14 protein-coding genes are annotated in these 12722 nt (G+C 64.0%); 5 read left to right on the top strand and 9 right to left on the bottom strand.

All coding sequences use genetic code 11. The features are described from left to right. Nucleotide 1: 1 nt before the first annotated feature. Nucleotides 2-139 carry a hypothetical protein gene (locus tag AB0I04_RS17975; RefSeq protein ID WP_360885657.1) on the bottom strand — a complete coding sequence of 46 codons (138 nt, stop codon included), beginning with the start codon at nucleotides 137-139 and terminating at the stop codon, nucleotides 2-4. 158 nt (nucleotides 140-297) lie between these two features. Further along, nucleotides 298-750, bottom strand: a complete 453-nt coding sequence (locus AB0I04_RS17970; protein WP_360885655.1) for a YdeI/OmpD-associated family protein — start codon at nucleotides 748-750, stop codon at nucleotides 298-300. Nucleotides 751-1165: 415 nt separating this feature from the next. Here AB0I04_RS17970 and AB0I04_RS17965 point away from each other — a divergent pair, with 415 nt between their 5' ends. The 3 genes from AB0I04_RS17965 to AB0I04_RS17955 all read left to right on the top strand — a co-directional run bounded on the left by AB0I04_RS17965 (nucleotide 1166) and on the right by AB0I04_RS17955 (nucleotide 3725). Next, on the top strand, nucleotides 1166-1888 hold the full coding sequence (locus tag AB0I04_RS17965) for a hypothetical protein (RefSeq protein ID WP_360885653.1): 723 nt from the start codon (nucleotides 1166-1168) through the stop codon (nucleotides 1886-1888). Between the two features lie 428 nt (nucleotides 1889-2316). Then, nucleotides 2317-3468 carry a hypothetical protein gene (locus AB0I04_RS17960; protein WP_360885651.1) on the top strand — a complete coding sequence of 384 codons (1152 nt, stop codon included), beginning with the start codon at nucleotides 2317-2319 and terminating at the stop codon, nucleotides 3466-3468. 2 nt (nucleotides 3469-3470) lie between these two features. Continuing rightward, nucleotides 3471-3725 carry a DUF6406 domain-containing protein gene (locus AB0I04_RS17955; protein WP_360885649.1) on the top strand — a complete coding sequence of 85 codons (255 nt, stop codon included), beginning with the start codon at nucleotides 3471-3473 and terminating at the stop codon, nucleotides 3723-3725. A 99-nt stretch (nucleotides 3726-3824) separates the two neighbouring features. Here the strand turns inward: AB0I04_RS17955 and AB0I04_RS17950 are convergent, their stop codons facing one another. Both AB0I04_RS17950 and AB0I04_RS17945 read right to left on the bottom strand, forming a co-directional pair. Beyond that, nucleotides 3825-4037: a DUF397 domain-containing protein gene (locus tag AB0I04_RS17950; RefSeq protein ID WP_360885647.1), complete on the bottom strand. Its 213-nt coding sequence runs from the start codon at nucleotides 4035-4037 to the stop codon at nucleotides 3825-3827. A 17-nt stretch (nucleotides 4038-4054) separates the two neighbouring features. Next, nucleotides 4055-4939 (bottom strand): helix-turn-helix transcriptional regulator, encoded by an 885-nt coding sequence (locus AB0I04_RS17945; RefSeq protein ID WP_360885645.1) that lies wholly within the window; start codon nucleotides 4937-4939, stop codon nucleotides 4055-4057. Nucleotides 4940-5174: 235 nt separating this feature from the next. Between AB0I04_RS17945 and AB0I04_RS17940 the strand changes: the two genes are divergently transcribed. Beyond that, the gene (locus AB0I04_RS17940; RefSeq protein WP_360885643.1) at nucleotides 5175-5585 is read left to right on the top strand and encodes an ATP-binding protein; all 411 of its coding nucleotides are present in this window, start codon (nucleotides 5175-5177) and stop codon (nucleotides 5583-5585) included. 122 nt (nucleotides 5586-5707) lie between these two features. On the opposite strand, the gene AB0I04_RS17935 is transcribed toward AB0I04_RS17940, so the two are convergent. Together AB0I04_RS17935 and dcm are read right to left on the bottom strand one after the other, a co-directional pair. Then, a complete protein-coding gene (locus tag AB0I04_RS17935) occupies nucleotides 5708-6802 on the bottom strand; it encodes a DNA cytosine methyltransferase (protein WP_360885641.1) in 1095 nt (364 codons plus the stop codon). A 319-nt stretch (nucleotides 6803-7121) separates the two neighbouring features. Further along, the gene (gene dcm / locus AB0I04_RS17930) at nucleotides 7122-8102 is read right to left on the bottom strand and encodes a DNA (cytosine-5-)-methyltransferase (protein WP_360885639.1); all 981 of its coding nucleotides are present in this window, start codon (nucleotides 8100-8102) and stop codon (nucleotides 7122-7124) included. Between the two features lie 101 nt (nucleotides 8103-8203). Between dcm and AB0I04_RS17925 the strand changes: the two genes are divergently transcribed. Further along, nucleotides 8204-8635 (top strand): very short patch repair endonuclease, encoded by a 432-nt coding sequence (locus tag AB0I04_RS17925; RefSeq protein ID WP_360885638.1) that lies wholly within the window; start codon nucleotides 8204-8206, stop codon nucleotides 8633-8635. 8 nt (nucleotides 8636-8643) lie between these two features. Here AB0I04_RS17925 and AB0I04_RS17920 read toward each other — a convergent pair whose 3' ends face one another. From AB0I04_RS17920 to AB0I04_RS17910, 3 genes are read right to left on the bottom strand one after another with little or no spacing between them, the layout of a single operon-like run. After that, nucleotides 8644-9510, bottom strand: coding sequence for a DUF6339 family protein (locus AB0I04_RS17920; RefSeq protein WP_360885636.1), 867 nt, complete (start codon nucleotides 9508-9510; stop codon nucleotides 8644-8646). After that, complete coding sequence (locus tag AB0I04_RS17915) at nucleotides 9507-10472, bottom strand: hypothetical protein (protein ID WP_360885634.1); 966 nt, start codon at nucleotides 10470-10472, stop codon at nucleotides 9507-9509. Before AB0I04_RS17915 ends, AB0I04_RS17920 begins: the two co-directional genes overlap by 4 nt. Continuing rightward, nucleotides 10469-12715, bottom strand: coding sequence for a helix-turn-helix transcriptional regulator (locus AB0I04_RS17910; protein WP_360885632.1), 2247 nt, complete (start codon nucleotides 12713-12715; stop codon nucleotides 10469-10471). The genes AB0I04_RS17915 and AB0I04_RS17910 overlap by 4 nt, the downstream gene beginning before the upstream one ends. Nucleotides 12716-12722 lie beyond the last annotated feature (7 nt).

Raw genomic sequence — 12722 nt, 5'->3', positions numbered from 1 at the left:
GCTACAGATCCGGGGTCTCCACCGCGAACCGCAGGCCGGCATCTGGGAGCTCGACGACGCCACCGTCGAGCCGGCAGGCCAGGCCGTGCCCCTCGCCGAACATGCGAGCCACCAGCTCCGCCCCACGCGCCGCGTCCATCGTGCACCTTCCGTCGAGATCACGAACGTTGATCCGACGAGTGAGCCGCCTGCTCGGTTCACGCCATTTGCCGCAACCCCGCGTGCGCCGGCCTATGGATCGATGAGCACGTCGGGCTTGGCCCTCGCCGCGGTCGGAGTGTGGAAACGGGAGGCGGCTCAGCGCCGAGGGCGACCTTCGCGCAGCTCTTCGACCGCCTGAGCGACGCGACGCTCCCGCGTCTCGGCCTTCTTCGCCTGCTCGATCCAAGTCACGTACGCCTTCCTGCGGGAGGGCGACAGCCCGTCGAAGCACCGCTGCGCCTCCGCCTCGGTCTTCAGCGCATCCGCGAGATCGGCCGGTACGGCGAGTTCCTGCGGAGAGTCGTCGAGCTCGACCTCGACGTCCACCTCGTCACCGGCTGCGAGCCCGGCCGCCTTCCGATGCTCGGCACTGACCGGAATCTTGGTCACCCCGCGCATGCTTCCGAACGTCGTCGAGTACTCGTGGCCGTTGATCGTGACCTTCACCCGGGCCCGCTTACCACTCCCGAGTCCTTCCACGACCTCATCCGGAACGTTGATCCCCGTCGCCGTCTTACCGTCGAGTTGCACCGTCGCACGGAACCTCATGAACGCGAGTATCCATCCGATACGCCCGAGTCACAGCACTTTGCGCAATCCGGCTCCCGGCCAGCCTCAGCGGTCAGGACCGGCCGGGATCAACGAGCTCGACCACGCGAAAGCACTCGGCGACAACGATCACGTCATCGTCGATGGCGGGCCGACTGCGCGAAGGTACGAAGAATCCGATCACGCTGCTCAATGCTCACTCCACGCCGCTCGGCCGCGCCCGAGCGCTCGTGTCGCGGAGCTCCCCAGCCATGTACGGGCGTCGAAGCGATCCCCGATGCCTACCGCCTGCGAAGGGGGGAACCATGGCTGTCGATCATCGACGATCTGGTCGACAAGCCGATCAGCGAGCAGCACGATCAGGAAAGACGCAGGATGTCCGATCCTGTGATGGCGACGCAGCGTCACACCGTACGTGTGGTTTTCTTTCGCCGCAGGCTCGGTCAGCGGCTCCAAAGCCTCGACCAACCGAGATGCCGTCTATGCCGCTCCCACTGTGCTGGCCGTAGCCGAGGGTCTAGGGGAAGGCGGAGAGCTCAGTGGCAAGGTCGCGGTCGACGCCGCCCGCTGCTTTGCCGCCGCCGGCACCAGTCGCAACGCCGACGAGGCCGCACTGGCGATCTTCCAACGGGCCCATCGCGGACTGAAGGCCCTGGCCGCCGAGCAAGGGCACGCTATGCAAGCCAGCATGACCGCGCTGGTGCTGGCCCACGGTCACTTGGGCCTCGCCCATATCGGCAACACGCTTGCCTTCATGGTGCGCGACGGCGTGATGTTCCAGATCGCCGTTGGCGACCGCAGGTGCGTCTTGGGCATGCCCTTTGAAATGATCGACGCCCCCTTTATGCCGTGTCGATCGCTGTATACCGAGATGGATCCCGACCCAGCGGTCTCTCTGCGGAACGTTCGCGCTGGTGACCGTTACATGGTGTGCAGCGATGGACTGGGGATGCCGCTCAGCCCCGAGACCCTACACACGGTACTGAGCCAGGAGCGATCGCCAGAGACAGCCGTGGCCTCCCTGCTTGCCCTGGAACCCCTGAGCCGGCACCGAGACAACGCGACGTGCATCGTCGCGGATGTTGCCGTCACGGACCAAGACCACTCGCTCGCAGTCTGGCCCCGGCACTTGTCATAGGCAGCACCGTTGTGCCCTCGCTTGTCCGTCTTCCGGCATGGTCAAGCCCTCCGTCAACACGGTAGCGTCGGCGTCCGGGGGTGGCGGCGTGATGATCAGCGAGGTCACGGATGGCCATTGACCGCGTCAGTACGGGCTCTGACGCAGAGACCGAGAAAATCGAGGAGAACCCTCCGGCTGCACGCCGAACACTCCCTCCGGACAGGCCCGGTGCGGAGGGCTTCCCGTCTCGCGCTGACAGCCGCCGCGAGGCAGCCGCCGCCAGCAGAAATGATTCTCCACGCAGCAAGCCAGAGACGACCCAGCTATCCGAGCAGTCGACCGCTGAGCAGGATGCCACCCTTACTAAAGACAGATCCGACGCACCGGCCGGGCCGGAGGGCGAAGTCTCCGAGCCGGGTGAACCATCAGACTCCCCCGCCCAGAACATGGACGTCGACGGAAGCTGGGCAGTCGTCGACGAGGTCGATGGGGTCCTACTGCCGAACGAACAACAATCCTTCGACGCGGCAACGGGTGCGGATGGCCTCGATGAGCGGGAGACGACGAGTGGAAGCCGCAACGATGCACCGTTGATCGGCGATTCCGACGAGGGTATCGCAGAGCGAGGTCTGCTCGACAACATAAAGCGGTCGATCAAAAGGCTCGACTCGAGTGATCAATCTGGAGAGCTGGCCAGCATCGTCGATCGGCCAGAGTTTCAAGACCCGCACGAGTTTCCGCTCATGATTCCAGATCGCTACGGAACACCGCTTGATAGGCCGGATGGTATCCGCACACCGCTCTTCGACGGCAAACCGAGGCGAGAGCAGGCTCAGCAGGGAGCGCTCGGCGACTGCGGCATCATCGCTACATTCGGAGCGGTCGCTGCCCATCACCCAGAGGCGATCAGAGAATGCGTTCGGGAGACCGGTGAAGGCAATTATGAGGTACGTCTCCACGATGCGAAGTTCTCGTCTTCAAGCCTATGCTACGAGCCGACCGGGCACACCATCACCCTGACGGTCACACCAGAATTTCCGGTCTTCGAGGCCAACCCTGACCGACCATCCTTTGCCGATTCTAATGAGACTGGAGCAGCATGGGCTCCCGTGCTCGAGAAGGCGGTCGCCGGCATTGACCAGATCTGGAGTGACGAACGCAAACAGAAATGGGAAGAACGTTGGAAAGTCATCCAGCCAGACGAAGAGCCGCCGACCGGTTACGTCCGCATGAACAAGGGAAGCCATCCTAGCGACCGTGCCGAGCTACTCACTCAGCTGACCGGATTTCCAGCGCGAACCTGGGACGTCCCTGATTCATATGACGCGCGAGGCCGCAGTCCAGATCGGCAGATCCTCGATGAATTTCGCGCGCAACTTTCAGAGAATAAGCCAATCCTCATCGGGACCAGGGATCTGCGGTCTAACGAGAAACGTCTTCCGCATAACCTCGTCAGCGGACACGCCTATGAGGTTACCAAGGCGACCGCAGACGGGCGCATCCACCTACGCAACCCTTACAATAAAGACCACCCAACACCCATGACGGCCAAAGAATTCAGGGCCAACATGCGGCAACGTTACACCACGCTGGGATAACGATGAAACACGGCGAAATCGGGCTTCGCAACGGCATTCAGGTAAATACCGATCTCGGCAGCTTCAGCGCCTTCAATGCCACCCTTCTATCAGACGGCACGAAAGAGGTCTATTTGTCAGTGTCGACCGACGAGACGCGGCACTATACCCTAGGCCTAGGCGATACGTTTCCGGTGCGCGACCAGACCTGGAAGCTCGATCAAATCGAAAACGCCGGCAAGCCGAACTGGTATATCGTGCTCCGCAGGCTCGAGTAGTTGACGCTCCTCCATAAGATGTCAGGGGCAGTCGATACTGTTAGCCGCCCTGATACAAGGAATCGGTAGCCGCCAGTTGTCGATGAATGATCAACACCCTTATGGCGCGGAGCTCTCCGGCCTCGACTTGTGACGGTGCCCCGAGAAAGCGTCCGCCGTCATCGGCGCCAATATTGCAGCCTCGACGCAGTTACCGCCTTGCCCGCTTCGCGTGCTCCTGCGCCAGGCCACCGCGATCTCCACACAGTTACCGCCATGCCCACTACGACGGCTCTTACGCCAGGCCTTGCGGGCAAGATCCAGACTCGTCATCCGCAGGTCCTCTCTGATCAGGCCATCTGCTTGCGCACCTCTTCAATCAGCGCCGCAGAGTCGCTGGTGTTCAACGCCGACGTCCTGAGGTGATCGAACACCACGCTACCCCGCGCCGTCTCGCCTGGCTTCTCCAAATACACACAGCCCATAAGGTGCTCGATGTAAAGGACCTCCGGGTAGCCATCGAATGCGAGGAGGACGAAGGGGCCATCGATCGCGGCATGTACCCCCGCTCGGTAGGGCAGGACCTGGATGCTCACGTTCGCGAGTCGACCGAGCTCGATCAGCCGGCCGAGCTGGTCGTTCATGATCTCGGCACCGCCGACGATCCGCCGCAGCGCAGCCTCCTCGATGATGGCCCAAACATGTAGCGGCCGCGTCGACGTTGTGATGCGCCTTTGCCTGGCCAGACGCGCTTCCACGCCGCGCTCGATGTCGTCTTCACCGGAGAACCATGTACGGAAGATGGCGCGCGCATAGTCCTCTGTCTGGAATAGACCGGGAACGAGCTGGGCCTCGTAGCCTCGGTAGGTGGTCGCCTCGGCCTCGAAGGCCAGATAGTCGATGAACCCCTTTTTGACGTAGTCGCCGTACTCCTGCCACCAGCCCTTCTTTCGAGCCTCTCGGGCGAGCTTGATGAGTTCAGCGCGCTTCTCGCCAGCAATGCCGTACGCCTCGCATAGCTCCATCACCTCGCCGGAGGTGATCCGCATCTTCGCGTTCTCCATCCGGCTGACCTTCGACTGCTCCCAGTCCAGGGTCCGGGCCGCCTGCTCGCCAGTCATCTTGGCCTGCTCCCGCAGGTGACGAAGCTCCCGAGCCAGCTGACGGCCACCGATCGTCGGCGTGTACGGCATCTCGTCCTCACATATTGTTCCGAAGCACTTGCGCTCAGTCATGATCTGAGCGACTGTAACCATACGACTACGGAGCGCTGCATGTGCCGGTTTCGAGGGACGGCCAGGAACATACGCGCTCCCGGTCGTGACCGTGCGGCTGTGCGCTTGAACCGGCGTGGCCGCACCGGCGAAGTGGACACCCAGGACCGCTCCGCCAAGCCGCGGCCCTGGTTCGCGTGGGGCGAGGGACACCCAGGGCCGCGGCTCCATTCACCACGAGCATGGAGGCTTCGTCATGGACGTCTACCCCGTCGGTTGCGAACTGGTCTGGCGACGAGCCTTCCCAGGCATCGCCGAACACGCTCACTCGGCCCGCGAATTCGTCGCCTTCCTCCTCGCCGATATGCCGGTCCTAGACGACGCTGTACTGGTGACCGGCGAGTTCGTGGCCAACGCCCTCCGTCACACGGCATCCGCCCGGCCTGACGGCCGATTCATCGTAGAAGTGCGCCGCCGCCCGGACAGCGCCACGATCGCCTTAACGGATCAGGGCGGCCCGAAGGAGCCGACGATCCCGAACGTCGATGACATGTCCGAATGCGGCCGCGGCCTCTACATGGTCCGGGCGCTCGCAAGCGAGCTGACCTGGTCGGGCAGCCATGCCGGCCGGACATTCACTGCCACCCTCAAGGATGGATCACGGTAATTTACACCAAGTGCATCAAAGGCAGAGCGAGAACGCCGAACTCCATATCACCCTTCGGGGCTGCCGTCAGCGACATCGCCATCCAGCCGCCTCGACACCGCATTAACCAGGACAAACAAGGATTAGACGCATTGGATTTCACCGACGGTCGTGTCGCCAGGATTCTCTGACTTCGAGATTTCTTCTGATCGCCACGTATCGAGACTCTGCAAACGTTGCTCAGTGGGAGGATCCCATCCGAATGCAGCAGAGATCACGTGCATGGCCAAACGAGGCGGTACGGCATTTCCGATCTGTTGACCCACATCACGTCCCGTCCATGGATAGTCGGCAGGAAACGTTTGAAGGAGGCCCGCTTCCTTAGAGGAGAAGCGACCAATTTCGTTACCGTCCTCAGCGAGGATGCGGTTACGGAAAATCTTCCCTGTCACGGTTGCTGACGGCTCCTGGCAGTTGCGATAGCCGCGAGCTTTGGGATTTCCACCAGTACCATAATTCGACATCACAATAAATGGATACGATCTATCAAGCGCATCCGCCATGGTCCGCCATGGTAGAAGTTCATCGTCTCCGGTACCCCGACCGACGCCCTTTCGGTACGCCTGATGTGTGGGTTGAGGAAGGATAACTCTTCCACCGCCCATACGTGCGATCAAAACAGCCCTCCTACGGGTCTGCGGAACGCCGTATTGCTCGGTGCGCAAAATACCGCAAGCCACTGAATAACCTTCATTTTCGAGAGCTTCTCGGTAGACTTTCCACACCGGGAGCACTGCCGGGACCTGCTCAAGAATGATCGCCTGATAAGGGCAGCGGCTGTCGATCGCTTCAAGAGCCCAGCGTAGGGGCTCCAATACCAGCCGCGTCCGCTCCTCGTCCATCTCGGAGAGATCCTGAGCGATCTCCTTGCGATCTTCTCGGGCGACCATACGTTTGGCGAATCTCAGTACCTCATCGAGCGCCCTGCGGCCAGCCCCATTACCGGCAACCGTGAAAGTCTGACATGGTGGGCCCCCTGCCAGCACATCCGCTTCGGAGAAGTCGGACGGTCCAAGCTCGCGGACATCACCTTTAACGGTGGACAGTCCGGCGGCAGAACGTGTTGCGCAGGCTCCGTCGTCCCATTCCACACCGACCGTCTTGACGTCGAGTTTCTCGGCTGCCACGTCAAGTCCGCCAGGACCGGCGAACAAGTCAACGATCTGGACCGGTTGCACTCGATCTCCAGGTGTGTCGTCTGGTCACATGCTGCCGCGAGCTGCTGCACTCGGTATCCCATGGGCAACAGACTGCTCTGAAGTCACAAAGCGTACCGTGAGCTACCGACTCATCTTTGGCGAGCCGCCCATTACAGCGTGCCGTCCCCCTAACCTGCGGCTCCTGGTCAATTTCAGCGGCTTCCGGAGTCCGTTGCAGCGAAGCTTGTCGTCTGTCTTCGATCAGGCCTGACGACGAACGTCGAGGCGCCGCCCACGGGGAGTGGCGCCGAGGTGGGTTAGGCATGGATTCGCACAACCCCACCGACGCGATAACTCACTAGCCGAGCGCTTCCGCGATCCGTCGACCGACGGCCTCCGCGACCGATGGCGGCAGGGTCTGGGCCACCTGCCGGTAGCGCGCCGTCTTGCCTCCGCTGAACACCCAGTCGCCGTGAAAGCCCTGAAGGAGGGCGACCTGATCGACGGTCAGTCTTGGAAGTCCCTCCCGACCGTGCTTACCGACTCCGTACCGCAACTCGAAGTCCGCGGCCGGAGGTTCGTTGGCCAGGCTGGTGCCGTTGATGCCGAGCTTCTCCCACGCCCTCTTGGCCCCGGAGGGCCCCAAGTCGGCGCCACCGTGGCTCTTCGAACCGCCGATGATGGTCGGTGCGATGGTGTTCGCCGCCGCAGCCCATGCGCCAGTGCCTTTCCATCCTCTGCTCGCCATCGAGTCGTGCAGTGCCTCCCCCACCGTCGGTGGATCCCCTACAGGCTCGGGCCACCGGAACCGTTCGAAGGCACCCGGTCGAAGGGCCACGAGCACACTGTGCGGTCGCCGCTGCGGCACGCCGAACTGCTCCGCGTGGAGAACCCTCCAGTGGAGCCGGTAACCGAGGTGCGTCAGTTCTTCGCGGACGAAGGTACGGGACGCCGAGAACTTCGGAGCGGTGAGGAGGGCCGCAACGTTCTCGATCAATATGGCGCGAGGACTGACTTCACTGGCGAGCCAGATGGCGACCTTGAGGAGGTCTCGCTCGTCGTCGGCACCGTGTTGTCTTCCCGCAACTGAGTACGGGCTGCAGGGAACGCCTCCAGACAGCAAATCGACGTCCAAGACCTCCGAGTGATCCGCTCCGGTGAAGGGACGCAGATCCTCCTGGCACACGTTCCAGTGGGGGCGGTTGGCCCTGAGCGTGGCGCACGTGTGAGCGTCATTGTCGATCAGCATGACGGGATCGAATCCCGCCCGCTCCAGGCCGAGCGCCTGGCCACCCGCACCGGCGCAGATCTCAAGGCTTGTGAGCCCGCCCTTACTCATTTCCACCTCTCAGCCGTTGATCCCGCCGATGGGCCTTGCCGTATCTTCGATCGGCCGGGACCCGTCACATCGACCGCGTCGGATTCTCTACGGTTGGACACGTGGGAGCCGCGAGACCGACCCGAGCGTCCAGTGCCGGCGTACGTAAGAGCATGCAGTCCAACAAAGGACGTGACACCAGGCCCGAACTCGCTCTTCGAAGGGCCGCCCACGCACTCGGCCTGCGGTACAGAGTTTCCGTCCGCCCGCTTCCTTCGGTCCGCCGTACCGCTGACCTGGTGTTCACCAGGGCAAAGATCGCGGTCTTCCTCGACGGCTGCTTCTGGCATGGCTGCCCCGAGCACCACACCGTGTCGAAGACGAACGCCGATTACTGGGCTGAGAAGGTCGTCCGTAACCGGGAACGCGACCTTGAGACTGATCGCCTGCTCGCCGAGGCTGGCTGGCGTGTGCTCCGTGTATGGGAGCATGAGGACCCGGCCGAGGCCGCCGTTCGTGTCGCGGAGTTGGTCCGGAGGCGGTCTCCTTCCTAAGCACCGCTTCATTCGCCGGCACCGCCGTCCTTGCCACGTATCGGCGCCTCGGCGAAGAGTCGCTCGAACAGGGAGACGAGGGTGCTCACCGCGCCGAGTGGAGCGCGGCCGTCATCCGGCCCGTCGGCAAGGGAGTCCAGCGGTATGAGGGCTCCCTCGATCTGCTCCATCCAGTCACGGTAGGCGTACGTGTCGGGCGGCGCGTCCTGGGCGATGACCTCGAACGCCAACGTGGTGGCGGCCGCGTTCACCGCCTGGGCGAGGGCGTTGACGTCTCGGCCCGTACGGACCGATCCGTCGGTCAGCATCCGAAGCATCGCCTGCGCGGTGGGGCGGTGGAGGATGATCTCCAGGCGCAGCGCGGTGTTCAACATGTCCTGGTTCCGGCAGGCCACAACGGCAGGCTGATAGTCGTACCCGTCCCGGAACAGCTCGGCTGCCCACCAGAGCCGGGAGAAGGCCTGGGAGTGGAAGGGCCCTGAAAAGCGATTCCGGTTCACCGTCGGGATCGGCTGCTTCTCCGTCGGCTTGCTTAGATGGCGCCAGAAAACGTAGTCCGGAGCCACCCGGAGAGCCAGGAAGTTCCACAGCCTACTGTCGGCCGCCTCACGCCTAGAGAGACGCAGTGTCGCATGCAGGACCGGAGCCAGCCACGCGTCGGCTTGAGTCCGGGAATCCTCGAAGCGCTTCATGGCCTCATCGAACAACTCGCGGACGGGCTCGGCCCCCCAACGCCTTTCGTCTCGGAGCGGCTCGGAGGCCCGGTCGATGGCCGCCTCTGGCAACGGTTCGCGTTCTTGGAGCATGGCGGTGGTCAGGTATCCAGCCGCGACCTCGTCCGGAAGCAGCGCGAGACGCTCAGGAATGCCGTTCACTCGTCCTCCTGCACCGTCTTGCGAACCGTACGGATGAAGCCACCGAGGTTCCGGGAGAGCTGTGCCTGTTTGGCCGCCGCGTGGAGTACACGTGGCTGGAGCTCCCCGCCACCATCTCCGGTCCGACGACGCGCCGCGATCTCCAGAATCGCATCGTCCGGCGAACGGTCGGAGAACACGTCCGGCAGCATCCGCCTGAGCGTGGTCTCCCGCCAGCCACCAGGCCACTCCGGACGGTCGCCGTCCACCTCGATCGCGTACGCCGCCGCGTTGAACAGCGCCGTCCACACATCGGTGGCGATCTGCGCCGCGATGGCGGCTCGCGCCGGCCGATCCGTCAGACGAGTGCCCTGGAGCAGAGCCTCGAGTCCTTCGAACCCGAGGTTGAGATACAGCACCGGTTCGTCACCGACCACTTCGACGGTCCAGGGATCCGTCCGGAAGGAATGCAGATGGGGGTTGCCCTGGTCTCCGAAGTCCGCCCAGACCGTCGTGATGCTCTTGTGCCTGACCGGGCTCCGCGCCTGCAGGTCGACAGTCCAGGAGTCTGGGGTCGAGCCGATCAGCCGACCTGTGACGCCGTCTACCGAGCCGACCACCTGAGCGGATAGCTCGGCCCGAGCCACATGCAGATCCCGATGAACGATGATCTCTCCCGCCCAGGTCCCGGGCTCCTCCTCGCGAAGAGGCGTTGAGGTCCGGACGTTGGTCCGCCGTTCGGAGAGCATGGCTATGCAGGAGACATCCGACCATGGGCCCGCATCGAGTTCATGTCGGGGTGTGGTCAAGCGTACGGACAACCGTGCCGTCTCCCAGTCGCTGCGTTCGACCTCATGCAGGGCGACCACTCGTTGCGCTCCGGAGATCATCGAGTACGGCAGGGAGACGTCGTCCAATCGCGCCTCACGGACCTCAAGTGCGACCTCCCCGACCAAGACCGGGTAGGGGACTATCCGCCTCATCGGGTCTTCTCCTTCACCCGGACCAGATCCACCTCGGCCACTGCCATATCCGCAGCGACCGGATGGCTGGCGACGGCGCTGACCCCCGTGAAGGACGCGACGCGGAAACCGGCGGGGAACCGTAGATGCCGTTCTTCGGTGACCTCGCAGTTGGTCTCGGCGGTGAGCTCCGCCCATTCCGCCTGCGGGCGCGGCCCCGACCTCGTCGCGAAGCGCAGCACCGGGGACATCACCCAGGGGTCCTCTCGTTCGGGGAGTCGTACTTCGACGCGGATCCTCCATGCGCCATCCGATCCGACTTCACCGGACGCGCTCCTGATGGTGGGGAAGCCCGGACTACGTACGGACGGCGGTGGATCCATGCGGAGCAGATCCTTCAACACCGTCGGCGTCTCATCGTTCTTGATCTCCGGCGGCCGGACGACGGCGCGTACCTGATCCTGCATCGCCCTTCGAAACTCTCGAAGCCGGGAGGCGGCACCCCGCGCGTATGTGGCGGTCAGGTCGTCCGTCTGCTTCCAATCGTTGTGATCGGGGGGTTCGGCGGCTCTGAGAAACTCTTCGGCGCGTACGGCGTCCTCCGTATCAGCGCCGGTGGCCCGGCCGGCGAGCAGGACCGCCTGGAAGGGTGGAGAACCGAGCGGAACGTCGCTCACCGCCCTCTCCACGATCACCATCCGACTGCTGCGCATACAAACCAATCGGTTCGGCCTTTCATCATCCGCCGCAGTCGGTGTGACGAGAAGGACCGCTTCATGGGCCGTGGGGGCCGCTCGGCCGGCGTCTTTCCGCGGTGGGACGGTGAGCGTCACGGTCGTACGTACGACGTCCTCCGGCGAGGTCAGCGCGTCGGCGGTATCGCCGTCCAGGAAGGCGCGCATCGCCCGGGACCGAGCGGGTTCATAGCGGTGAGGGTCGATTCGTTCCTCAGCGACCACTACCTTGCCGTCTCGCAGCGCCTCGACCGACGCTTCGAGCATGGGAACGGAATCCATTCCGGCGACCATGGACGCCCAGAAGCCGGCGGCCAGGCTTCGTACCATAACGGCGTGCATGCTCTCCAGGTCATGAGCCTCTACGACGGCGTCATGCGCACCCACGATAAGGAATGACGTCCCGGGGTCGTTGCTTCCGCGGGTGAGGTAGAGCTCGTCGACGGTGCGCTCGCCTGCCCACCAGGACCGCGTGGCCCCATCTCGTTGCGGGTCCGGCTCGCCCAACCAGGCCGGACCGGCATATTGGACGCCGTCGACCTCGCGCCACGGCAGATCGAGCCGACCGATCAGGCGCCGCTCCCGACGACCCTCGTGAGGTTCCGACAGCGTGCTGTGCATCATGACCAGACCGAACTGGCTGGCGGCCCAGAGGGTAGCCTTGCCGAGCCCGAACGATCCGCCGGCGCTGCCGCCCTTGTGGCTGTCGAGTTGGCGTCGGACGACCGCGGCGAACTTACCGTCGTCGTAGTCGGACCCGGTGAGTCCCGAGGCGTTGTAGTCGTCCACTCTCAACAGCAGGAGGCTCCCACGCTCGCGGAGCTCCCGGAGGCCGTTGGCCAACACCCGGCCGACCTTCTGTCTCTGATCCGCCGCCGCCTCGAAGTGCTTCTGGAGGTCGTTCCACCGGAGGGCGTCAAGGAAGCGGTGGAGCCGCTCGCCCGAGATCTCGTGAAGGATGTACCGCACCCGCACTGGTCGGTCGTTGTCGAGGCGCTCGTCGAGGCTGTTCTGCGTCGCCTCCCGGGCGAGAATCCGCAGATCCGACTCGAATGCGAAGGCTGCGGCGTTGCCGAACTCCCGGCCCCCGTCGGTGTGGGCGGGCCGGTGGTACCACTGGATGTTCCCGGACGAATCCGGGGCTTCGCTGCGCGTGACCGATGAGCCGGTCGCCAGACCGAGGATCTCTTCGATCGCCTGAATCTTGTCCATACGCGGCTCGGCTCGACCCGTGATCCAGGCCGAGACGGCTGCGCGTGTGACGTCGAGTCGAGCGGCGAGTTCCGCCTGGCTCATCTCCTTCCGACGTAGCTGCCGGCTCAGCCAAACCCCGAAGGCCTCGGGTTCCTCCACGTCGACCACCAGTCTCCATGATCGTCCACGCCCTCCAGGAGCGCCTTTGACAGTCGAGGATACGTATAACGAGCTTTGACAGCACCCGGAGGGGCTTCTCCCTATATATCGCTGTTGGCCTGCCCTGGCCAGTTTCCAGCCGCCTCCTGCCCCACCCCGGGACGCCGGGGAACCCAACGAGCGG

Source organism: Actinoallomurus sp. NPDC050550 (assembly GCF_040655075.1).
Classification (GTDB): Bacteria; Actinomycetota; Actinomycetes; order Streptosporangiales; family Streptosporangiaceae; genus Actinoallomurus.
This window is presented reverse-complemented; position numbering and strand designations above follow the sequence as displayed.